Annotated in this window: 20 protein-coding genes and 1 other RNA gene; 12 read left to right on the top strand and 9 right to left on the bottom strand. The window is 59.3% G+C overall.

The features are described 5' to 3' along the window. Positions 1 to 21: 21 nt before the first annotated feature. Both MHM37_RS10485 and rpiA read right to left on the bottom strand, forming a co-directional pair. On the bottom strand, positions 22 to 993 hold the full coding sequence (locus tag MHM37_RS10485) for an NAD-dependent epimerase/dehydratase family protein (protein ID WP_139526193.1): 972 nt from the start codon (positions 991 to 993) through the stop codon (positions 22 to 24). Between the two features lie 239 nt (positions 994 to 1,232). Continuing rightward, a complete protein-coding gene (gene rpiA, locus MHM37_RS10480; protein ID WP_139526194.1) occupies positions 1,233 to 1,907 on the bottom strand; it encodes a ribose-5-phosphate isomerase RpiA in 675 nt (224 codons plus the stop codon). A 158-nt stretch (positions 1,908 to 2,065) separates the two neighbouring features. Between rpiA and ilvA the strand changes: the two genes are divergently transcribed. After that, positions 2,066 to 3,580: a threonine ammonia-lyase, biosynthetic gene (gene ilvA / locus MHM37_RS10475; protein WP_139526195.1), complete on the top strand. Its 1,515-nt coding sequence runs from the start codon at positions 2,066 to 2,068 to the stop codon at positions 3,578 to 3,580. Positions 3,581 to 3,990: 410 nt separating this feature from the next. Here ilvA and MHM37_RS10470 read toward each other — a convergent pair whose 3' ends face one another. The 3 genes from MHM37_RS10470 to MHM37_RS10460 all read right to left on the bottom strand — a co-directional run bounded on the left by MHM37_RS10470 (position 3,991) and on the right by MHM37_RS10460 (position 5,179). Continuing rightward, a complete protein-coding gene (locus MHM37_RS10470) occupies positions 3,991 to 4,626 on the bottom strand; it encodes a 5-formyltetrahydrofolate cyclo-ligase (protein WP_231125627.1) in 636 nt (211 codons plus the stop codon). 6 nt (positions 4,627 to 4,632) lie between these two features. Beyond that, positions 4,633 to 4,815, bottom strand: a non-coding RNA gene (gene ssrS, locus MHM37_RS10465) — 6S RNA. Positions 4,816 to 4,873: 58 nt separating this feature from the next. Then, entirely contained in the window at positions 4,874 to 5,179 is a 306-nt protein-coding gene (locus tag MHM37_RS10460) for a cell division protein ZapA (RefSeq protein WP_139526197.1), read from the bottom strand. Between the two features lie 167 nt (positions 5,180 to 5,346). Between MHM37_RS10460 and MHM37_RS10455 the strand changes: the two genes are divergently transcribed. The 4 genes from MHM37_RS10455 to MHM37_RS10440 all read left to right on the top strand — a co-directional run bounded on the left by MHM37_RS10455 (position 5,347) and on the right by MHM37_RS10440 (position 9,935). Further along, positions 5,347 to 5,925 (top strand): YecA family protein, encoded by a 579-nt coding sequence (locus tag MHM37_RS10455; protein ID WP_139526198.1) that lies wholly within the window; start codon positions 5,347 to 5,349, stop codon positions 5,923 to 5,925. Between the two features lie 23 nt (positions 5,926 to 5,948). Next, positions 5,949 to 7,286 (top strand): Xaa-Pro aminopeptidase, encoded by a 1,338-nt coding sequence (pepP, locus tag MHM37_RS10450; protein WP_239296615.1) that lies wholly within the window; start codon positions 5,949 to 5,951, stop codon positions 7,284 to 7,286. Between the two features lie 90 nt (positions 7,287 to 7,376). Beyond that, positions 7,377 to 8,615, top strand: a complete 1,239-nt coding sequence (gene ubiH / locus MHM37_RS10445; RefSeq protein ID WP_139526200.1) for a 2-octaprenyl-6-methoxyphenyl hydroxylase — start codon at positions 7,377 to 7,379, stop codon at positions 8,613 to 8,615. Positions 8,616 to 8,678: 63 nt separating this feature from the next. Continuing rightward, positions 8,679 to 9,935, top strand: a complete 1,257-nt coding sequence (locus MHM37_RS10440) for a UbiH/UbiF/VisC/COQ6 family ubiquinone biosynthesis hydroxylase (RefSeq protein ID WP_239296614.1) — start codon at positions 8,679 to 8,681, stop codon at positions 9,933 to 9,935. On the opposite strand, the gene MHM37_RS10435 is transcribed toward MHM37_RS10440, so the two are convergent. From MHM37_RS10435 to gpmI, 3 genes are all read right to left on the bottom strand, one after another. After that, on the bottom strand, positions 9,932 to 11,233 hold the full coding sequence (locus MHM37_RS10435) for a S41 family peptidase (RefSeq protein ID WP_139526202.1): 1,302 nt from the start codon (positions 11,231 to 11,233) through the stop codon (positions 9,932 to 9,934). The two genes, MHM37_RS10440 and MHM37_RS10435, sit on opposite strands and share 4 nt — an antisense overlap. A gap of 117 nt (positions 11,234 to 11,350) precedes the next feature. Next, a complete protein-coding gene (locus MHM37_RS10430; RefSeq protein WP_139526203.1) occupies positions 11,351 to 12,493 on the bottom strand; it encodes a peptidoglycan DD-metalloendopeptidase family protein in 1,143 nt (380 codons plus the stop codon). Further along, positions 12,493 to 14,055 (bottom strand): 2,3-bisphosphoglycerate-independent phosphoglycerate mutase, encoded by a 1,563-nt coding sequence (gene gpmI, locus MHM37_RS10425; RefSeq protein ID WP_239296613.1) that lies wholly within the window; start codon positions 14,053 to 14,055, stop codon positions 12,493 to 12,495. Before gpmI ends, MHM37_RS10430 begins: the two co-directional genes overlap by 1 nt. Before the next feature lie 254 nt (positions 14,056 to 14,309). Here gpmI and MHM37_RS10420 point away from each other — a divergent pair, with 254 nt between their 5' ends. The 7 genes from MHM37_RS10420 to ruvX all read left to right on the top strand — a co-directional run bounded on the left by MHM37_RS10420 (position 14,310) and on the right by ruvX (position 19,053). Next, positions 14,310 to 14,732, top strand: a complete 423-nt coding sequence (locus MHM37_RS10420) for a rhodanese-like domain-containing protein (RefSeq protein WP_139526205.1) — start codon at positions 14,310 to 14,312, stop codon at positions 14,730 to 14,732. Between the two features lie 63 nt (positions 14,733 to 14,795). Then, positions 14,796 to 15,305 (top strand): protein-export chaperone SecB, encoded by a 510-nt coding sequence (gene secB / locus MHM37_RS10415; RefSeq protein WP_239296612.1) that lies wholly within the window; start codon positions 14,796 to 14,798, stop codon positions 15,303 to 15,305. 3 nt (positions 15,306 to 15,308) lie between these two features. Continuing rightward, positions 15,309 to 16,076 (top strand): 16S rRNA (uracil(1498)-N(3))-methyltransferase, encoded by a 768-nt coding sequence (locus tag MHM37_RS10410; RefSeq protein ID WP_239296611.1) that lies wholly within the window; start codon positions 15,309 to 15,311, stop codon positions 16,074 to 16,076. A gap of 137 nt (positions 16,077 to 16,213) precedes the next feature. Next, entirely contained in the window at positions 16,214 to 16,918 is a 705-nt protein-coding gene (locus MHM37_RS10405; protein ID WP_239296609.1) for a S1-like domain-containing RNA-binding protein, read from the top strand. 69 nt (positions 16,919 to 16,987) lie between these two features. Continuing rightward, a complete protein-coding gene (gene gshB / locus MHM37_RS10400) occupies positions 16,988 to 17,944 on the top strand; it encodes a glutathione synthase (RefSeq protein ID WP_239296607.1) in 957 nt (318 codons plus the stop codon). Between the two features lie 67 nt (positions 17,945 to 18,011). Further along, entirely contained in the window at positions 18,012 to 18,569 is a 558-nt protein-coding gene (locus MHM37_RS10395) for a YqgE/AlgH family protein (protein ID WP_139526210.1), read from the top strand. 28 nt (positions 18,570 to 18,597) lie between these two features. Beyond that, positions 18,598 to 19,053, top strand: a complete 456-nt coding sequence (gene ruvX / locus MHM37_RS10390) for a Holliday junction resolvase RuvX (protein ID WP_139526211.1) — start codon at positions 18,598 to 18,600, stop codon at positions 19,051 to 19,053. 5 nt (positions 19,054 to 19,058) lie between these two features. On the opposite strand, the gene pyrB is transcribed toward ruvX, so the two are convergent. Then, positions 19,059 to 20,084, bottom strand: a complete 1,026-nt coding sequence (gene pyrB / locus MHM37_RS10385) for an aspartate carbamoyltransferase (protein ID WP_139526262.1) — start codon at positions 20,082 to 20,084, stop codon at positions 19,059 to 19,061. Between the last annotated feature and the right edge of the window lie 617 nt (positions 20,085 to 20,701).

Raw genomic sequence — 20,701 nt, 5'->3', positions numbered from 1 at the left:
CAAAAGTAGGTGAAGAAGGGCCTAAGCGTTTATGCGCGAGGGCTCATCAAGATAGCCGTGCGCAGGGCTTACATAACTAATCAGCTCGCTTAAGCCTTCTGTCAAGGTCCACGTTGGCTCGATCATTAACCACTCGGATAAACGTCGGTTGTTGCCGCACGAGTCCCGAATATCCTCGGCTTTGGCGGGCAGGTGCTGTGGGGTCAAATGGCAGTGGGTCAGTTGTCCCAACAGATCAATTAACGTGAGCAAATCAATCTGCTGACCAGTGGCTACGTTGCAGATGCCGCACTGGGGGCTAAATAAGGCGGCCACGTTTGCCCGGGCAATATCGCCCACATAAATAAAATCCCGCGATTGCAAGCCATCCCCGAACACTAGGGGGGGCTGATGGCTGAGAAGACGGTCGAGGAAGCGTGCAATGACGCCCGCATACGGGGAGTTAGGGTCTTGGCGGGGACCATACACATTGAAATAGCGAAGCCCTAGGCTGGGTAGGCCATGCAGACTACCTAATAGGGCCGCATAGCGCTCATCGATCCACTTCTCTAGTCCATACGGTGATAAAGGCTGCAGTTCGGCCTCTTCTGGCAATGGCAGTTGTGCAGGAATACCGTACACCGCAGCCGAGGAGGCGTAGACGAGTTTACTCACATGGGCCATAGACGCCGCATGCATGACGTTGAGGGCACCTAAAATATTATGGGTGGCAGAGCCCACAGGATCGGCAACGGAGCTTGCCACGGAGACTTGGGCAGCTAGATGCAAACAATGTGTCACCCCCTTCATGGCGGTTTGAACATCCTCTACGCTGCGAATATCGCCGACGACGACGTCTAGTAAAGGGTGTGTAGGGAGGTTGCTTAAACGCCCTGTGGAGAAGTTATCTAATACCCTGACGCGATGGTTGTCTTGCAACAGTCGCTCGACGGTATGGGAGCCGATGAATCCTGCGCCGCCAGTCACCAATACATGATGTGGGTACGTTAGCATGGTCTTTCTCCCGTGAGGCCCAAAACACCCGATAGTGTGACACTAAGGATTCGTGCTTTGAAACAGAATGTATCTTAATGTTTAATTGAATTACATTGAGATACAAGGAGAGAAAGGCTGATATTTCTCCTCAGTAAAAGAGGCTTCTTCTAAGTCTCATTGAATGAGTGGCAAGCCCCTTTGAATAAAAGAAAGGGCCAGCACTGGGCTGGCCCCTTAATGAGATGGGTGACTCAAGGTTAGCGTAACGCCTTGCGCTCTACGCCATCCGTCTTACCCAGTAGCAGCACATCGGCGCCACGCGCGGCAAATAGACCGTTGGTCACGACACCGACGATAGCGTTGATACGCGCTTCCATTGCCACCGGGTCCTCAATCATAAAGTTGAAGCAGTCAATAATATGGTTACCGTTATCCGTCACCACGCCTTGGCGATACACCGGCTCTGCCCCTAGCTTGACCAGCTCACGGGCGACGTAGGAGCGCGCCATGGGAATGACTTCCACGGGTAGCGGAAACTGGCCTAGCTGTGCCACGTATTTCGAACCATCGGCAATACAGATGAAACGCTTGGCGCAGGCAGCGACGATTTTTTCTCTCGTGAGCGCTGCACCACCGCCTTTGATCATATGTAAGTGTGCATTTACTTCGTCTGCGCCATCGATATAAAAAGGCACGTCGCCCACATGATTGAGCTCGAACACCTCTATGCCGAGACCTTTTAGTCGTTCGGCGCTGGCTTCTGAGCTGGCCACGGCGCCTTTGAAACGGTCGCGTAAGGGGCCTAGGCGGTCGATAAACAGGTTGGCCGTCGAGCCGGTACCAATACCCAGTACGGTCTCTTTTTCCAAGTGAGGCGTAATCTCGTCGATAGCAGCGTCGGCTACCGCCGCTTTCAATTCATCTTGTGTCATGATGGGTCCAATAGTCGGAGAGGCAGTCGCCCTTAGTATAACGGGCCAAGCGTCCAGTGCCGATGGAAACGCCGCTGGACGTTGCCCATTGTCATCTGCTACCAATAAAGGCTTTTCTCGCGCCCGCCAGGGTCACGTCATTTTTCTGGGATGTCAGCATGCTCGAAGCCACCGTCAAAAAGATCCTCCAAGCCCGCGTTTATGAAGCCGCTTGTGAGACGCCCATTTCGCCCGCTCCCTTTTTGTCGCGTCGCTTCAATAACCAGATTTTGATCAAACGTGAGGATTTACAGCCGGTCTTTTCGTTCAAAATTCGTGGTGCCTACAACAAAATGGCCCAGTTGACCGATGAGCAGAAGGCCAAAGGGGTCATCGCGGCGTCGGCGGGCAACCACGCTCAGGGGTTGGCTATGGCCGCCAAGCTGATGGGCGTGAAAGCGGTCATCGTCATGCCGCGCATCACTCCGGATATCAAGGTTCAAGCGGTGCGCGCTCGTGGCGCTAAGGTAGTCCTCAAAGGCGATGCCTTCGCGGCGGCTGCCGAGCATGCTCAGGAACTGATCAACGAGCACGGTTACACCTATATTCCACCGTTTGACGACATCGACGTGGTGGCCGGGCAAGGCACCATTGGTGTCGAAATTCTGCGCCAGCACGGAGGGCGTTTGGACGCGATTTTCATCCCCGTCGGCGGCGGTGGCCTGATTGCCGGCGTGGCAGCCTACGTAAAGTACCTGCGTCCAGACATCAAAATCATCGGCGTGGAAGCCGAGGATAGCGCCTGTCTCAAAGCCGCTATGGAGGCCGGCGAGCGCGTGGTGTTGGATCAGGTCGGTGTCTTTGCCGAAGGCGTTGCGGTAGCGCAAATTGGTGAAGTGCCGTTCTCGCTGGTGCGCGACCTCGTCGACGACGTGATTACCGTGAATACCGATGAGATGTGTGCCGCGGTAAAGGATATTTTCGAAGATACTCGCGCCGTTGCTGAAACCTCTGGCGCACTCTCGTTGGCAGGTCTCAAAAAGTACGTTCAGCAGACGGGGGCTGAAGGCGAGACGCTGCTGTGTATCAATTCGGGGGCCAATACCAACTTCGACCGCCTGCAGCACATTGCCGAACGTACCGAGCTAGGCGAGCAGCGCGAAGCCATCTTGGCCGTTACCATCGCCGAAAAACCCGGCAGCTTCAAGAAGTTCTGCCGCACGCTGGGGAAACGGATGGTGACCGAATTTAGCTACCGCTACGCCGATGATAGCGACGCGCATATCTTCGTGGGCGTTCAAATCAAGCCGGGCGGTGAGGATCGACAGGCGGTGATCGATAAATTGCGCGAAGGTGGTTATCAGGTGGAAGATTTAACCGATAATGAATTAGCAAAGCTGCATATTCGCCATTTAAGTGGCGGACGCCCCAGCGAGCGTTTTGAAGAGGAGCTTTATCGCTTTGAGTTTCCAGAGCGTCCTGGTGCACTGATGAATTTTTTAACTCAACTGCCACACGATTGGAATATCTCTCTATTTCACTATCGTAATCACGGTGCTGCTTATGGGCGTGTATTAGTGGGTATGCAAGTGCCGAGCGAGGATCGCACGCACGTCACCGAGTACTTGGATGCCATTGGCTACCGCTATTGGCAAGAGAGCGATAACCCCGCCTATCGACTCTTTATGGCGTAACCTAATGTAAGTAAGCGCTAACAGTATGGGCTAGAGCTGCTAGGCAGGTGAGAGTGACTGAAACGTTTAATTGAGGGCTTAAAATAGTGCTTTTAGCAGTTGTCATCGAGCCCCTTATGGCCCTATAGTCGTGAACGAAATTAATGAGGTGTGTCATCTTCTCGACATGAAAAGTTTGGTGGCGCACTTAAGGGTATTTGGCAACTGCGAAAGACGTTGGAGAAGAGGCATGCGGCGTAGAAAGCCTGATATGGTGATGGCGTTAACAGTGGTGTTTTTACTCGGCGTATTAGCCACTGGATATGCACAGGCGCTATCAGGAAGTTAACCAACGGTTAATGTGAGCGTCCTTGGCAACCATGCTGCACCTACTGGGTGAATAGACAATAAAAACGGGCTGATCCTTGTGATCAGCCCGTTTTTATTGGGCGTACCACGCCGGTATCGCTGGCGACCGCAGTGAGAGGAATATCCCAAGGTTCAACGGGCAGCGATGCTACTTGCTGACAGGCATGAGCCACGCCAATCAGCGCAGGGGCTGGCCCGGGATGACGCATGAACGACAAGCTGCGGTCGTAAAATCCACCGCCCATGCCCATTCGATTCGCCTGACGATCGAAACCCACTAGCGGCACGATGAGCGTGTCCAGTGCCCAGGCGGGCAGTCGATGGCGGCGCTGAACGGCAAATCGCGGACAAGGTTCGGCAATACCGAAGCGATTGTGGATCATGGGGGTGTTGGCGTCGTACGCCACGAACCAAAGGCTGTTGGCGCTAAACGGGCGAAGCACGGGCAAGTAGATGGCCACACGCCGTTTGCGTAGCCAAGGAATGAGTGGCGTAGGGTCAATCTCGCTATTGACCGGCAGGTAGAGGCTGATGCGCTTGGCGCGACGGATTTCAGGGAGCTGCTTCAAGCGCTGGCATAGCGCCAAAGCGGCTTGCCGCTGCTGTTCGGCGGAGAGCGCGCGACGACGACGTTTCAGCTCGCGCCGGAGGGCTGGCTTGTCATTAGGTGAGGTAAGGCTCATCTCATAAGACGTCATGGCAAAGTGTTCCCCAGAATGCCGCTGTCGTTCTGGCCCTGAACCTACTGGTTCAGGTGGGTGGCCGCAGCCAAACCGTCAGGCTTTCCGACGCACGGACATGCACACGGGTCTGGCTAGCATTTGGCCCCCTGGGTACTGCGCATAGGCTCGAGGGACTATAACGACTGGCGTACATCCCAGAGAACACCGCTATCCTAACAGAGCCGCTGCTAATGCCAAAGTCTCGGTTGCAAGAAGGCGTGGTTCAAGGCGCATTGCGCCGAGTGCCCGCTAGAGCACGCTCGAGCCGCTCGCTCAAACGGTTCAGATTGGCTTCACCGGCCCGGTGCTCATCCAGCGCTTCTAGCAATTCATGGGTAATATTGAGCGCGGCCATGATGGCGATGCGCTCACTTCCCAGGACGCTGCTTTGGGCGTGTATGCCGTGCATCGCGCGGTCCAAATAGCGAGCAGCGCGTTCGAGCTGGGCTTCTTCGCCGGTGTCGCAAGCAATCATATAGCTGCGACCCAGTAGGGTAATCTCTTTCGTTGGCCGCTTTGCGTGACTCATCAAAGACTCCAGCACGGGCCAGCAAGGGTCCCGATGCGTTAACATCACTACATAGGAAGGATAGACGGCGTTCACTATAAGAGAGCCGCTTGTGCGGGGTCAACGCGAAGGCTTCCCGCCCTATCCCTTTGGTCATACCCTTATCTTTGGTAAAGCGAGCAAGAATCATGTCATTGATTGACGAACGGCAGGATTTTTCTGACGTAGCGGATGTATTTTTACTCCACGGCAGTATGCAGTCTCCTGCCTTTCTGGACGGACGGCTGTGCGGCTTGTTGGCACTGCGGGATGTCACTGCCGACGCATGGCTGGAAGAAGTGTGTCTAAGCCTGGGGGTCGAGCAACCCCGTGATCAGGCTAGCGCCGAGCGCCTGTTGGGCTGGCGCCGCCAGACGTTGGAAGCGCTGAGCGCGAGCGACATGAATTACGCACCGCTGCTGCCCGACGAGCTGTTCTCTCTTGCCGAGCAGGCGCAAGGGCTGAAAGAGTGGACGTTGGGCTTCATGGAAGTCATCGAGGACGTCGTCGACGACGCGCTTCGGGAGCGCTGGTCGCAGACCTTGAAAGAAGCGATCGATGATCTGGAAGGCCTCGGCCAGATCGAGACCGACATCGACGATAGCCCGGAGAACGAGAACGACCTGTTTGCGCTGACGGAACACGCGCGAATGGCGGCCATGTTGCTCTACACCGAACAGCATCCCGGTCAGCCCCAGGTAGAGCAAACCGACGCCCCCGTTCATTGAGCCACCACGCGATAGGAGCCGTTATGCCCGCGCCATTGCCTCGCCCTGCTGCCATTTCGCCTGAAGAGTACCGTCAGCGCCGAGCGTCGCTGCTGGCCAAGCTGCCAAGCCATGCGGCGCTGCTGGTGCCTGGGGCGTCCTTGGTGACTCGTTCCCACGACAGCGAGTACCCGTTCCGCCAGCAGAGCGACTTTTACTATTTGACCGGCTTTCAGGAGCCGGACGCGCTACTGGTGCTGTTGCCGGGCCGTGGCGAAGGGCAAAGCGTGGTGTTCTGCCAAGATCGCGACCCCCATCTGGAAGCTTGGACCGGCCGTCGGCTGGGGGCTCAGGGCGTTGTCAGCCAGCATGGTCTCGACCAGGCATTCGAAAATGCCGAGCGCGACGCACGGCTACCCTCGCTGCTCGAAGGTCGTGAGCTGCTCTATGCGCCGCTGGATAACCCCGACGCGCTGGGCATTGCCAAAGAAGCGCTGGCTCAGGCTCAGTCGGGTATGCGTCGGGGCAAACCGCCGTTGAAGGGTTGGTTGGATAGCCGCCCGCTGATTCACGAAATGCGCCTGATCAAAAGCCCCGCCGAAATTGCGCTTTTGCGCCATGCGGCGGCGATTTCCGCTCAGGCCCATGTTCGCGCCATGCGCACCTGCCAGGCAGGAGTGTATGAGTATCAGCTCCAGGCCGAGCTGGAACACACCTTTGTTTGGCACGGGGCTAGCGGGCCAGCCTACAGCACTATCGTGGGCGGCGGGGCCAATGCCTGCGTGCTGCACTATATTGAAAACAGCGATGTGCTTGAAGAGAACACGCTCGTACTGATCGATGCTGGGGCGGAATTCGATCTCTACGCAGGCGACATCACACGCACCTTTCCGGTCGGTGGGCGCTTCAACGACGCCCAGCGGGAACTCTACCAAGTGGTGTTAGGCGCACAGGAGCGGGCGGTGAAAGCCATTACTCCAGGCGCTACGCTAGCAGATATCCACCAAGGCGTTGTGGAGGATCTTACCGCTGGCCTCATCGAGGTAGGCCTGCTGACGGGGGAGGTGCAAGCTCGCATCGACGACGAGAGCTATCGGCGCTTCTACCTTCACTCCACGTCTCACTGGTTAGGACTGGATGTGCACGACGTGGGCACCTATCGCCTCGATGAGGCCACACCACGGCCACTGATGCCAGGCATGGTGCTGACCGTCGAACCCGGTCTTTACATTCCCTGCGACGACGATATTCCAGAAGCTTATCGCGGTATCGGCATTCGTATCGAGGATAACGTAGTGGTCACCGAACAGGGCCATGACATTTTGACCGCCGACGTACCGAAGCAGGTGGAAGATATCGAGAAACTAATGGCTAATAAATAATCAGCTTCGTTAGACGCCTGGAAGTTTATGTAATCTACATTACGGAATTACGAATCGCTGTGGTCGCGCTGTATGAAGGAGGAGAGGCCAATGTATAGGGCTGAGCAGGAATCACGTCCACAAGCGCCGTCGCCCACCCATGACGTCGTGATCGTGGGCGGTGGGTTGGTGGGGGCCAGTTTGGGCTGTGCATTGGCACCGCTCATCGAGCGCTATGGCTGGCGGGTCGCCATCATCGAAGCCAATGCGCTATCGCAAAGTACGGAAGGCGCGACGTGGCAACCGAGCTTCGATGCCCGGGCGAGTGCCATCGCCGAAGGCTCGGCCCAGCGCTTTCGTCAGCTAGGGGTGTGGGAAGCGATGCAGGCCGAGGCCACGCCGATTCAGCGTATCCATATCAGCGAGCGGGGCCGGTTGGGCGCGACGCGCCTCAATGCGCAAGAGCTAGGCGTTGCTGCCTTGGGGCACGTGATTCCCAATGCCTGGATGGGGCGAGTGCTGCATCAGAAGCTGCAGCAACTGCCTATCGAGTGGCACTGTCCGGCCACGGTGGCACGGTTAACGCCCACGGCCAGCGGCCACCATTTACGGCTTTCCGATGGCAGTGAGCTGACGGCGGCGTTGACCATTTTGGCCGATGGCGGCCGCTCTGGGTTGAAAGAGCAGCTCGGTATCGCCAGTCGCCGCCACTCTTATGAACAAACCGCCGTGATTGCCCATGTGGGCATCAGTCAGCCCCACCAGGGCATTGCCTACGAGCGCTTTACCTCGGAAGGACCCATTGCACTACTGCCGTTGCCAGGTCAAGCCATGGAGCTGGTCTGGACGCACGCTAGCGGTAGCGAAACCGCTCGAATGGCGCTGTCTGACGCGGCGTTCTTGAGAGCGCTTCAGCGGGCGTTCGGCGACCGGGTCGGCCGATTTACCAAGGTGGGCCAGCGGTTTAGCTATCCGCTCTCGCTAGTGACCGCGGAGGAGCCCGTGCGGCCCGGCTTGGCTGTGTTAGGCAATGCCGCCCATGCGCTGCATCCTGTGGCAGGCCAAGGCTTCAACCTGGCGCTGCGCTCGGTGATGGATTTGGTCGAAGCCCTTGCCCAAGGTGCCGAGCAGCAGCGCGCCCTGGGAGATATGGCGACGCTGCAGGCGTTCGAGCGACGCCGAGCTCAAGACCGCGCCAACGTGATTCGTTTTAGCGATGGCTTGGTGCGCCTGTTTGGCTACTCGCTGCCGCTGCTACCGCACGCGCGGGGAGCAGGGCTGATAGGCCTCAATTTGATCGGCCCGCTGCGCCGCCGTTTGGCACGCCGAGCTATGGGGTTAGAACGCTGATGCGCGGCGACAGCGCACGAATCCCTCAACGATGGCTCTCATCTACCCAAGCCAAGGAGTGTTATGACTACGTCAGCAGACGCGGCTAAGCCTTCCATCATCCCTTTTGATGCCGTGATCGTAGGAGCGGGCATGGTGGGCACGGCGCTGGCCGGGCTATTGGCCGAGGCGGGTATGCAGGTGGCGCTAGTAGAAGCCAAGCCGTCACCGCTGCGCTTGCAGGATGTGGCCGACGGTGTTCCCGCCCCACGCGTTAGCGCACTGACGCCGGTGTCACAGCGGCTGCTCACCTATTTGGGGGCTTGGCCCGCCATGGAGGCGGCGCGCGTAACACCTTACCGGTACATGGAGGTGTGGGATGCCGAGGGCAGCGGTCGTATTCGTTTTTCGGCCGACGAGGCAGGCACTGCCACGCTGGGGCACATCGTCGAGAACGAGGTGACGCTGGCGGCGCTTAACGAGCAAGTGGCCAAGCAGCCGACGTTGACGCGGTTGGATGGTGTGCGGGTGGAGGCGCTGCAAACCACGGCGCGTGGCCGCTGGCTGGTGCTCGACGATGGCAGGCAGCTACAGACGCCGCTGCTTGTCGCCGCCGATGGCGCGCGCTCTGCGCTACGAGCGCTAGCGGGCATCCCGGTGGCCGAGGAGTCGATGGCGCAAGAGGCGGTGGTCACCACGGTGCGCTGTACTCATCCCCACGGCGGTACCGCACGGCAAGCTTTCCTGGGCGGTCGTCCGCTGGCGTTCTTACCGCTCACCGTGAACGGAGACGACCGCTACTGTTCCATTGTCTGGTCCACCACGCCCGAGCATGCCCAAGGGCTGACCGAGCACTCGCCAGAAGCGTTGGGGAAGGCGCTCGGCGAGGCGTTCGAGCATCGTTTGGGGGAGGTCGTGCCAGTGGATCGTGCCTATCGTTTTCCGCTGGTACAGCGCCACGCCCAGCATTATGTGCAGCCCAACTTCGCGTTGGTAGGTGATGCCGCCCACAGTCTGCATCCGCTGGCCGGGCAGGGCGTTAATTTGGGCTTGATGGACGCTGCGGTATTGGCGGAAGAAGTCGTTGGGGCGTGGCGGCGCGGCGCGCCGTGGGGCAGCGTGACGACACTCAGCCGTTTCGAGCGTCGAAGGCGTTTGAATAACGCCACCATGCTGGGGCTGATGAAAGGCTTCAAGCAGCTGTTTGGTAGCCAGCAGCCGGTGCTGACGCTGGCGCGCAATGTCGGGATGAGCGGCATGAACAAGTTCGTACCGCTTAAGCGCTTGGTGATGCGGCAGGCGACCGGAGAGCGGGGTCGCCTGCCGATCTCCTGCCGTTAGCCGCGGCGGCGATCCACGACGTTCAGCGCTTTCAGCAAATTAAGCGCCTCGCTAAGCTGGTAGTCGTCGCGTAACCGCTGAGACATGGCGGCACGCTCGGGAGGCATGTCGCTTTGGCTACCGAGGTGTCCGTCCAAGTCCGCCTCACGAATGGCGCGTCGCGCTTCCGCCACTTCCAGGCGGCCACGCACCACTTCTACGTCGGGTTCGATACCTTGCGCCTGGATCGAGCGGCCATTGGGGGTGTAGTACAGCGCGGTCGTCAGCTTTAAGCCTTCGCCATTGCCCAGCGGCATGATCTGCTGCACGGAGCCTTTACCGAAGCTTTCTGTTCCCATGATGACACCCCGGCGCTGGTCTTGCAGGGCGCCCGCGACGATTTCCGCAGCCGATGCGCTACCGCTGTTGATGAGGACCACGAGCGGCACGTCACCGGCGGGGGTGTCGGGAGACGCCGAAAACGACATCTCGGTGTCCGAAAGACGTCCTTCGGTGTAGACGATGAGCCCGTCATCGAGGAACAGATCGGCCACGCCGACCGCTGCCTGCAAGACGCCGCCAGGATTATTGCGCAAATCGAGAATCAACCCTTCCAGAGGCTGCTCTCGCGCCATGCGCTCCAAGGCTCGGCGAGCCTGCTCGGGCGTGCGGGACTGGAATTGGCTAATGCGTAAATAGCCGTAGCCGGGTTCCAGCGTCTCCTGTTTGACGCTCTCACTGCGGATCACTTCACGGGTGAGGGTAAACTCCCGTGGTGCCTCTTCGCCAGAACGCAAAATCGTCAGGCGCAGCGTGGTGCCTGGCTCACCGCGCATCAGATTGACGGCTTCCTGCAGTGAGAGGCTATCGGTGGGGGTGCCATCGATGGCCACAATGATGTCCTGAGACAGCAGGCCTGCCCGGGAGGCGGGCGTGTCATCGATGGGCGTGACGACCATCAGTTGGCCATTTTGGGTGCCGACTTCGATACCGATGCCGCCAAACTCGCCTTGGGTAGACTCCCGCAGGCTTTGGTACTCCTCTTCATCCAAGTAGGCCGAATGAGGGTCGAGCTCGCTGAGCATGCCCCGCATGGCGTTACGCAGCAGCGTACGGTCGTCGACCTCTTCGACGTAGCCGCGCTTGATACGCTCGAAGACCTCGGCGAACGTTTGAATCTCCTCCAACGGCAGATCATCAGCGGCGCTGTTCGACGGCTGGGCTGCCAGAGGGAGCGGGGCCGCCAGCAGCGCGAGCGGTAGCAGGGTGGCCAATAAGCGCTTGGCAGGGGCCGATACCTCGGTAACAGATAGCGTCATGCGGACTCCGCTAGGCGAAAGGCAGTGCCAGTGGCACTGCACGGGTTGTGAGGTTCATGGTAAAGAGAGCGACAATAAAGAACGTGACTATAAAGAGAGTAGCACCAGCTTATCCCGTCAACGGCGCGCAATCCAACGTTGCGGATTAATAGGTTCTCCGCCTCGTCGCACTTCGAAATAGAGGGCGGGTCGGGATTGTCCTCCACTATTGCCCACTCGGCCTATGGCATCGCCACGACTCACCTGTTGACCGGGACGGGCGCTGAACTGTTGCAGGTGCGCATACAGCGTCATGATCTGATCGCCGTGGTCGATGATCAATAAGTTACCGAACCCTCGCATCCAGTCGGCAAACACCACACGGCCCGAATGAACCGCCGTGACCGCCGTGCCTTCGCTGGCCTGAATCACGATGCCGTTGTAGTGAACCCCGTTCCGCCGCTGAAAGCTGGCGGTGATGCTGCCTTGCACGGGCCAAGGCAAATCCCCTTGCGTGCGGGTGATGTGCGTGGTGGGCGTGGGCTCTGCCATGCGGGCCAGTTCGGCCTGAATCGCGCGGAGCTGTTGCTCGGCCTGTTCGCGACTCTGGTTCAGGTCGGCCAGTCGGTCCGCCTCGCTCCCGTAGCGGTCATCCAGCGTCTCCACCACGCCACGGCGCGCTTCGGTGCGCTCGGCGAGCAGAGCGCTTTGGGTTTCCAGCTCGTTCGCCAACGTATCCAAACGCGCTTGGCGCTCCGCCAGTGCCCGTTCGGTATCGGCAAGCGCCGTGTCCAGCCGCGCAATATCGGTGAGACGCTGCTGGCGCGCCTGCGTCAGCCGATTCAAGTAGGCCTGCATGCGGTCCAGTTCGGCAGGGTCGCTTTGATTGAGCAGCAGCTTGAGTTGGGGCGTCGGCCCTAACCGGTAGAGCGCGGCGAGCTGCTGACCGAGCGCCTGATACTGAGACTCCCGTTCGCTCTGCAAGCGTTCGCGATGTTGGCGTAATTGAGTAGTTTCATCGTTGAGTTGACGCCGCTCGGCCTGAAGTTGATCCAGCCGCTGGTGCGTCTCGGCGAGCTCGGTTTCCACGGCCTGCAGCTCGCGTTGAGCGCTATCGCGGGCTTGACCGGTCGCGCTGAGCCGCTCGGCCATGGCGTCGATCTCCTGCCCGAGCGCGTCGAGTTGCTCCCGGGCGGCGCGTTCGTTCTGCTGCGCCAAGGCGGGCTGCTGGCTCAAGGCCAGCAGCAGAGCGGCGAGGGCGAGTGGTCGCCACATGGGCATTAGGTAAAACGCAGCAGCGGCTTGCCCGTCATCGCCTCAGGCTGCGGCTGGTCCATCATGGTCAGCAGCGTGGGGGCCAGGTCGCACAGGCGGCCGTCGTCGAGCTCTGCCGCCCGCTCACCCACGTATACCAGAGGCACCACGAAGGTGGTGTGTGCGGTTTGTGGGGCGCCGGTGTCCGGGTGGACCATCTGTTCGGCATTGCCGTGATCGGCGGTAATCAGGCAGGCACCGCCTGCGCGCTCGATGGCCTCCACCACGCGACCAACGCAAATGTCGACGGTCTCGATCGCTTTCACGGCGGCATCGAAATCCCCGGTGTGGCCGACCATGTCGCCGTTGGCGTAGTTACACACCATGAGATCGAAACGGCCGCTATCGATCGCTTCAACGAGCTTGTCGGTGATCTCGAACGCACTCATTTCGGGCTTTTCGTCGTAGGTTTTGACGTCGCGAGGGGAGGGCACCAAAATGCGCTCTTCCCCTTCGTACTCGGCCTCGTTACCGCCAGAGAAGAAGAACGTTACGTGGGGGTACTTCTCCGTTTCCGCAATGCGTAACTGAGTGAGGCCGCGCTTGGCCACTACCTCACCCAGCGTATCGGTGAGATCGGTGGGCGGAAACGCGGCAGGCGCATCGATGTCGGCGGCATACTGGGTCATCATCACCAAACTATCGCCTGCCAGCGTTGGGCGTGCCTGACGTTCGAAGCCGGTAAACCCCGATTCGGTAAAGGCGCGCGTGAGTTCGCGGGCGCGGTCGGAGCGAAAATTCATAAAGATCGCCGCGTCGCCATCGTGTAACGTCACGGCATGACCGTTGACCGGCACGCTGGTTGCGGCCACGAATTCGTCGGTTTCACCGCGCTCGTAAGCATCACGCAAGCCGCTTTCCGCGCTGGTGGCCGTGTACTCCGCGTGGCCGTCGGTGAGCAACCGGTAGGCTTGCTCGACGCGCTCCCAGCGGTTGTCGCGGTCCATGGCGAAGAAGCGTCCAATGATGGAGGCGACAAAACCGTTATCGGCGCCGACGAGTTCGGATAACCGTGCGTTGGCGCGCTCGATGGACGCCAACGCGCTCTGTGGGGGCATGTCGCGACCGTCTAGAAAGGCGTGCACGTAGATGCGCTGGGCACCGCGCCGCGCTGCCAGCTCGGCCAGGGCGATGAAGTGATCTTCGTGGCTGTGCACGCCGCCTGGTGAGAGCAAGCCGAGCAGATGCACGGCGCGGCCATTGGCAACGGCGTCGTCGATCGGCTTGGTGAGCACCTCGTTGGTGTCCAGGTCGCCCTCTTCGATGGCTTTGGTGATGCGGGTGAAGTCCTGGTAAACGATGCGTCCGGCCCCCAAGTTCATATGGCCGACTTCGGAATTACCCATCTGCCCGTCGGGGAGCCCGACATGGCGGCCATCGGTATGCACGAAGGCGTGGGGACGGTTGGCCCACAGTGCGTCCATCACCGGTGTGTTGGCCGCTGCCACGGCGTTATGAGCGCTATCGGGGTTGTGGCCGTAGCCGTCTAGGATGATCAGCGCCACGGGGCGCGGTGCAGATGATGCCATGAAAGAATCCCTCTTTTGTGGGTCAGCCAAGCGACGTGAGGTACGGTTTGAAAGCCTGGCGAGGGCGGCTCTACCAGTTTTCAGACAGCACCTGATAATCGGGGTCGCGACAGGCGCGCGCTTGGGGCATCATAACGCAGGCAGCCGTCGGGCGTCATGGCCTGCGCGGTATGCCCTGTGACGTGTATACTCGTCGTGTTTCTGAGGGCGGCTAGGCCGCTTTTTTCTGCATAGACCAAGAGATTGTGTTCGCGATGATCGATCAGCTGTTCGAATTCGTAATGAACCACCCCCTCCTCGTGGGGGCATTTTTGCTGGTGCTCATAGCGTGGATCGTTTATGAAACGCGCAGCGCCGCTTCGAATGCGGTGTCCTCCACGCAGGCCACTCAGCTCATCAACCGTGAAGATGCGGTAGTGCTGGACATTCGTGAGAGCAAAGACTTCAAAGCCGGGCATATCGCTGGCGCTCGCAATATTCCCCAAAGCAGCCTCGACAGCCGCATGAGCGAGCTGGATAAAGTGAAAAGCCAGCCAATCATCGTGGTGTGCAAGCATGGCCAAAGCTCTGGCGCTGCCCAAGCGAAGCTCGCCAAAGCCGGATTCGAGCGGGCGATGAAGCTGCGTGGTGGCATGGCGCAGTGGCAGGCGGATGGCCTCCCGGTGGTCAAGAAGTAAACGAGAGCATACGTCGCGGTAACGCCGCACCTTTTTTAATGGAAGAACGATTAGGAGTATCCCATGGCGGAAGATAACAACACCCCGCAGGCAGGCGCCGCAGAAGGCGAAAAACCTCAGCTGAAATTCTCGTTACAGCGTATCTACGTGAAAGACATCTCTTTCGAAGCGCCGAACTCTCCCTCCGTGTTCAAGCAAGCGTTCAAGCCGAAGGTCAACCTGGACCTCAACACCACCAGCCAGAAAGTGGCCGACGACCAGTACGAAGTCGTGGTGAAAGTGACCGCGCAGGTCAACGACAGCGAAACCGGCACGACCTCTTTCTTGGCGGAAGTCGAGCAGGCGGGCCTGTTCCGTATTTCGGGCATCGAAGGCGCGCAGCTCGATCAGACATTGGGTGCGTTCTGCCCCAATCTGCTGTTCCCGTATGCCCGTGAGTGCGTCGATAACCTGGTCAACCGTGGCGGTTTCCCGCCGCTGATGCTGGCACCGGTCAACTTCGAAGCGATGTACGCACAGCGCAAGCAGCGCGAAGCGCAGCAGGCTAGCCAAGCGGCTGAGAACACGCACTAAGCCATGTCGGACACGCTGACCGCCGCCGACTGGCAGGCCCGACACGGTAAAATGCCCCGTCTCTATGTGCCTGACGAGCTGTTGGCGGGCACGACGCTAGCGCTGCCCGACGGCCCGGCCAAGCACGTGACTCGCGTGCTGCGTATGGGCGAAGGCGCGCCGCTGATCGTATTCGACGGCCGTGGCCAAGAAGCAGGCGTGCGGTTAGCCGAGGTGAGCCGCAAGCAGACGACCGTGACCGTGGAAGCGGTATGGGCGGGTAGCGGCGAGTCACCGCTGGCGGTGCATCTTGGGCAAGCGATTTCCAAGGGCGATCGCATGGATTACGCCATTCAAAAAGCCGTCGAACTCGGCGTGGCGGCGATTACCCCGCTCTATACCGAGCGGGGCGATGTACGTTTGAAAGGCGACCGTGAAGAAAAGAAGCTGGCGCATTGGCAGGCCGTGGCGGCCAGCGCCTGCGAGCAGAGCGGCCGGGCGGTAGTGCCACCCGTGCACCCCCCGCAGACGTTAGGCGAGTGGCTGGCCGAGCGCCAGGAGCCCCTGCGCTTGATGCTGCACCTAGCGACGGGTAATGGCTTTGCTCAGTCAGAGTGCCCGGCGTCTGCCGCGCTGCTGATCGGCCCGGAGGGCGGCTTGAGCGAGGCAGATATTCAGGCCGCGACCGCCAGCCACTTTATGCCTCTGACGCTGGGCCCGCGTGTGCTGCGTACGGAAACGGCCCCTGTCGTTGCGCTAACGCTTCTACAGCATCACTTCGGCGATATGTAAGCGCTTACTATCAAGCCGCTGCCGTGTTTGCTTCGGCAGCGGTTTTTTGTACCTGGCGCTCTCTTCATCCGACGCCGCTTTGCCTAGCTTTGGCAAGGTACCATAATGACGTTCTACTTCCTGTAAGGACAGCACCCATGGTCCGTGAATCACACGCCACCCCTCGATCTGTCAGCGATGCGTCGGCCCAGCTGGGCGATGTGGCCTATTTAACCGTGACGGCGGTGAATAGTACCGGAGCCTTTTTGCGCTGGGGGCAGCCCAAAGACGTGCTGCTGCCTTACAGCGAACAGCGTTTTCGCCCCGACCCTGGCAAGCGGGTGTTGGTGATGCTGTACAGTGACGATCAGGGGCGCCCGGTCGCTACCATGCGCCTCGATCGTTTTCTGACGGATGACGCCTGGGCGTTAGAGAAGGGCGACGAAGTCGATGTGGTAGTGGCCGACCGCACGGACCTAGGCATGAAAGTGGTGGTCAATCACCGCTATTGGGGTTTGATCTATCAGGACGACATTACCCAGCCGCTGCGTCGTGGGCAGTCGCTAAAAGGCTTTGTGAAACAGCGCCGCAAGGATGGTCGCGTGGATATCTCGCTGCTACCGCCCGGCGCGGCACGCCTGGACGTCGTGGGGGATAAAGTGCTGAAGGCGCTGCGCGAAAGCGGCGGCTATTTACCGTTAGGTGATAAAAGTTCGGCGCACGATATCAAAACGCGACTGGGCGTGAGCAAAAGCGCGTATAAACAGGCGATTGGCCGACTCTATAAACAGCAGTTGATCACCCTGGCGCCGGATGCGATCCGCCTGGTACCCGGTGCGCTCTCCGATACGTCGGATCAATAGCCGCGGTTGGAGCCGTGCCTGCAGTGCGGCATACTGATGACTTATTGATCCTGCATGGACTGTATTTCGATGAGCCAATCAACGTTGCACCTCGGTGTGGTGATGGATCCCATCAGCGACATCGCGTACAAGAAAGACACTACCTTGGCCATGCTGTGGGCTGCCCAAGAGCGTGGCTACACGCTTCACTATATGGAGCAGGAGGATCTTTTCTTGCAAGCGGGCCAGGCCTATGCGCGGATGCGCCCTCTCACAGTGCACCGAAACCCCGAACACTGGTACGACCTAGGCGAGGCGACTCAACGCCCGCTGGCCGAACTGGATGTAGTGCTGATGCGGAAAGACCCGCCGGTGGATGCCGAATTCATCAACGCGGTGCATCTGCTGGGCTTTGCCGAGCGTGAGGGCGTGTTGATCGTCAATCCCACGGCAGCCCTGCTACAGTGTAACGAGAAGCTCTTTGCCCAGCAGTTTCCCCAGTGCTGCGCGCCGACGGTCGTCGCCAGCCGCGATGACGTGCTGCGCGCTTTCCATGCCGAGCATGGCGATGTGATCTTCAAGCCGCTCGATGGCATGGGGGGTACAGGAATTTTTCATATCGGCCCCGAGGGCCGCAACATTGGCGCGGTGATCGAGCAGCTGACGCTGCGCGGTCAGCGTCAAATAATGGCCCAGCGCTATCTGCCGGCCATAAAGGATGGCGATACGCGGATTCTCTTGGTCGATGGGGAACCGGTGCCGTTTGGCCTTGCGCGCATTCCCTCGGCGGGCGAAACCCGCGGCAACCTGGCTGCCGGCGGGCGCGGCGTGAGTCGCGAACTGACCGAACGCGACCACTGGTTGATTCAGCAGGTGCAGCCGATGATTCGCGAGAAAGGACTGATGTTCGTCGGTTTGGACGTGATTGGCGGCTATATCACCGAAATCAACGTGACGAGCCCTACCTGTGTTCGTGAAATCGACGACCAGCGCGGCACCGACATTGCCGGAATGCTGCTGGACGCGATCGAGCGTCGCTTGGCTTAACCGGTGACGGCTCAACCCGCCCTATGACGCAAGGCTTGCCGAGCGATTGGCAAGCCGCAGGAGACGCATGCAAAGTTTAAAACACCACTTTTTGATGGCGATGCCCCACTTGGAAGACCCCAACTTCGCGGGCAGCCTGATTTATCTATGTGATCACGACCACAACGGCTGCATGGGCGTGATCGTCAATCGCCCGATGGAAATCACCCTGGATGCGCTGTTCGAGCAGCTTTCATTGGGAGGCGACGACAGCCCCTACCGCAATGCGCCGGTCTACTACGGTGGCCCGATGCATAAAGATCGCGGCTTCATTCTCCATGTTGGCGACAGTCAGGCGTGGGACTCCAGCGTTCAGGTGGAAGACGGCATTGCCCTGACGACCTCCATGGATATCCTCCAAGCGCTTGCCGATGGTAACGGACCTGAGCACTTCTTAGTATGCTTGGGCTGTGCCGGTTGGGATGTGGGTCAATTAGAGGATGAGTTGAAAGAGAACGCCTGGCTCACCGTAGAGGGCCACAGCAACGTGCTTTTTGATACGCCACCGGCTGAACGTCTTGCGGCCGCTGCAGGTATCCTTGGGGTCGACCTAAACCTCATGACACGCAATGCAGGGCACGCGTGAGCGTGTGGCTGGATGAGGCGTAAGACGCATGGCAAGTAACGGGCAGCGTCTGATCTTGGCATTTGATTTTGGAACGCGGCGCATCGGCGTGGCCGTGGGCAACGAGCTGCTTCACAGTGCGCGGGAGCTGGCGCCGCTGCCTGCGCGTGACGGTATACCCGACTGGAACGTGGTCACGCGCCTCATCGACGAGTGGCAGCCCGATCTGTTCGTCGTCGGCTTGCCGCTCAATATGGATGGCAGCGAGTCGCTCATGAGCACGCGGGCGCGCAAGTTCGGCAACCGTTTGCATGGTCGCTACGGCAAACCATGCGAAATGGTCGATGAGCGTGGTTCCACCCAAGAAGCCAAGCGAATTGCCCACGGGGCGGGGCACCGAGGGAATTACCGAGAAGAGAGCGTGGATGGCATTGCGGCGGTGCTGATTTTGGAAGGCTGGTTCGCCCACCAGGAAGGCCTTCCCGGCGGGCGCACGACACATTAACGCGATTAGCGGTCCAGCGTGCCGGTTTGTGATGGCACAAACCAACGCACGGGCCGCAGATCCTTTTCAATCAACTCGTCTACTTTTAGCAGCGTGGCAAAGATCGCCATCCGCATGGGAATACCGTTATCGGTTTGGCGGAAAATCGCCAGCCGAGGGTCGCCGTTCAAATCGACGTTCAAGTCGTTGGCGCCCGGGCGGCTATCACGGGGCAACGGGTGCATCACGATCGTGCTTTGGCTGCAACGCTGGTCAAGAAAATCACGATTGACCATGAAGTCATCGGAGAGCCCCTGGAAGCTCTCGTTCATCTCATCGGTAAAACGCTCCTTCTGAATACGTGTGGTGTACACCACGTCCAGGTCGCTGAAATCGCTGGCCAGCGAGTCCCGCTGTTCGACGCGGTGACCGCGCGACGTCACTAGATCGATCAGATGGGTGGGCATCTCCAACCCCGGTGGGGACACCAGCGTTATGCGCAGCGGGTCATAGAGCGACAGCAGCTTGATGAGCGAATGCACCGTACGCCCGTACTTCAAATCACCGGTCAACAGAATGTGTGCCCCGCTCAAGCGCTTGCCCAACCGCTGAAACTCCTTATCGATCGTATAGAGATCCAACAGTGCCTGACTGGGATGTTCGCCTGGGCCGTCGCCACCGTTGATGACCGGAACGTGAGTTGCCGCAGCAAATTCGGCGACCGACCCTTGGTCAGGGTGACGCATGACGATGGCATCGCAGTAACCGCTCATGACGCGGCTGGTGTCGTACAGCGACTCGCCTTTCGCCATGGACGAGAAGGTAAAGCCCGTGGTGTCGCATACGCTTCCCCCCAGTCGGCAGAAGGCGGCATTGAAGCTCACCCGCGTACGGGTGCTCGCCTCGAAAAACAAATTGCCCAGAACCGCTCCTTCCAGCACCCGCGTCACCTGACGGCGACTCGCAATCGGCTCCATGCGAGCTGCTACGCGCAATAGGTGATCGACGCTATCGCGGTTTAATGAATCGACAGTTAATAGGTGCTGGCTCATCATGGACCTCATCATTAGTGGGCGTGGGTGAAGGTGGCCGCCGTATAAAGCGCTAAGTGTAACCGCCAAACCAGACGTGCCGAAGCGGTTTCCGCCCCCTGATATGAGAGAACAGATGATCTGGCCGAGACTTTTTTCGACTATTAGATAATTAGCCCTTGCCAACCCGGCTTTGAGCCCGTAAAGTACGCATCCGCTGCCGGGGACGCCCAGCGTTACCAGCGGTGATGAGGTTGAAAAACCTCTTGTTTGTCAGGAAGTTAGAGCTCTGTGGTAGGTTGGTCAGATCGCTCGCTTCGCCCGCTGAAAACAGCGGTTGACAAATACCACGGAATGCGTAGAATACGCCTTCCTCGCTGAGGCAACACGGGTCAGGTCATCGAGCCCGCCGCAGCGACATTAAGAAAGTTGCTCTTTAACAATTTGATCAGGTAATTCATGTGGGCGCTTGCCGATGAGGGTGATAAATCACCTATTATCAAGGCAAGCGACTCGTCAAACAGGCTTCGGCCTAATGAATGAATTCGTTTGACCCTTGAGCCAAGTTTGGTTCGCTTCTGTTGCTTCGGCGACAGGCAAGAACCGCATTGATCTTAAACTGAAGAGTTTGATCATGG

It is taken from the genome of Halomonas sp. MMH1-48, assembly GCF_022348105.1.
Classification (GTDB): domain Bacteria; phylum Pseudomonadota; class Gammaproteobacteria; order Pseudomonadales; family Halomonadaceae; genus Vreelandella; species Vreelandella piezotolerans.
Note: the sequence above shows the minus strand (reverse complement) of the source record. Positions and strands in the feature narration are given on the sequence as shown.

What these genes read in the sequence shown, in the direction of transcription:
- MHM37_RS10485 (WP_139526193.1), bottom strand. Translation starts at nt 993, where the DNA reads ATGCTAACGTACCCACATCATGTATTGGTGACTGGCGGCGCAGGATTC.
- rpiA (WP_139526194.1), bottom strand. Translation starts at nt 1,907, where the DNA reads ATGACACAAGATGAATTGAAAGCGGCGGTAGCCGACGCTGCTATCGAC.
- ilvA (WP_139526195.1), top strand. Translation starts at nt 2,066, where the DNA reads ATGCTCGAAGCCACCGTCAAAAAGATCCTCCAAGCCCGCGTTTATGAA.
- MHM37_RS10470 (WP_231125627.1), bottom strand. Translation starts at nt 4,626, where the DNA reads ATGACGTCTTATGAGATGAGCCTTACCTCACCTAATGACAAGCCAGCC.
- MHM37_RS10460 (WP_139526197.1), bottom strand. Translation starts at nt 5,179, where the DNA reads ATGAGTCACGCAAAGCGGCCAACGAAAGAGATTACCCTACTGGGTCGC.
- MHM37_RS10455 (WP_139526198.1), top strand. Translation starts at nt 5,347, where the DNA reads ATGTCATTGATTGACGAACGGCAGGATTTTTCTGACGTAGCGGATGTA.
- pepP (WP_239296615.1), top strand. Translation starts at nt 5,949, where the DNA reads ATGCCCGCGCCATTGCCTCGCCCTGCTGCCATTTCGCCTGAAGAGTAC.
- ubiH (WP_139526200.1), top strand. Translation starts at nt 7,377, where the DNA reads ATGTATAGGGCTGAGCAGGAATCACGTCCACAAGCGCCGTCGCCCACC.
- MHM37_RS10440 (WP_239296614.1), top strand. Translation starts at nt 8,679, where the DNA reads ATGACTACGTCAGCAGACGCGGCTAAGCCTTCCATCATCCCTTTTGAT.
- MHM37_RS10435 (WP_139526202.1), bottom strand. Translation starts at nt 11,233, where the DNA reads ATGACGCTATCTGTTACCGAGGTATCGGCCCCTGCCAAGCGCTTATTG.
- MHM37_RS10430 (WP_139526203.1), bottom strand. Translation starts at nt 12,493, where the DNA reads ATGCCCATGTGGCGACCACTCGCCCTCGCCGCTCTGCTGCTGGCCTTG.
- gpmI (WP_239296613.1), bottom strand. Translation starts at nt 14,055, where the DNA reads ATGGCATCATCTGCACCGCGCCCCGTGGCGCTGATCATCCTAGACGGC.
- MHM37_RS10420 (WP_139526205.1), top strand. Translation starts at nt 14,310, where the DNA reads ATGATCGATCAGCTGTTCGAATTCGTAATGAACCACCCCCTCCTCGTG.
- secB (WP_239296612.1), top strand. Translation starts at nt 14,796, where the DNA reads ATGGCGGAAGATAACAACACCCCGCAGGCAGGCGCCGCAGAAGGCGAA.
- MHM37_RS10410 (WP_239296611.1), top strand. Translation starts at nt 15,309, where the DNA reads ATGTCGGACACGCTGACCGCCGCCGACTGGCAGGCCCGACACGGTAAA.
- MHM37_RS10405 (WP_239296609.1), top strand. Translation starts at nt 16,214, where the DNA reads ATGGTCCGTGAATCACACGCCACCCCTCGATCTGTCAGCGATGCGTCG.
- gshB (WP_239296607.1), top strand. Translation starts at nt 16,988, where the DNA reads ATGAGCCAATCAACGTTGCACCTCGGTGTGGTGATGGATCCCATCAGC.
- MHM37_RS10395 (WP_139526210.1), top strand. Translation starts at nt 18,012, where the DNA reads ATGCAAAGTTTAAAACACCACTTTTTGATGGCGATGCCCCACTTGGAA.
- ruvX (WP_139526211.1), top strand. Translation starts at nt 18,598, where the DNA reads ATGGCAAGTAACGGGCAGCGTCTGATCTTGGCATTTGATTTTGGAACG.
- pyrB (WP_139526262.1), bottom strand. Translation starts at nt 20,084, where the DNA reads ATGAGCCAGCACCTATTAACTGTCGATTCATTAAACCGCGATAGCGTC.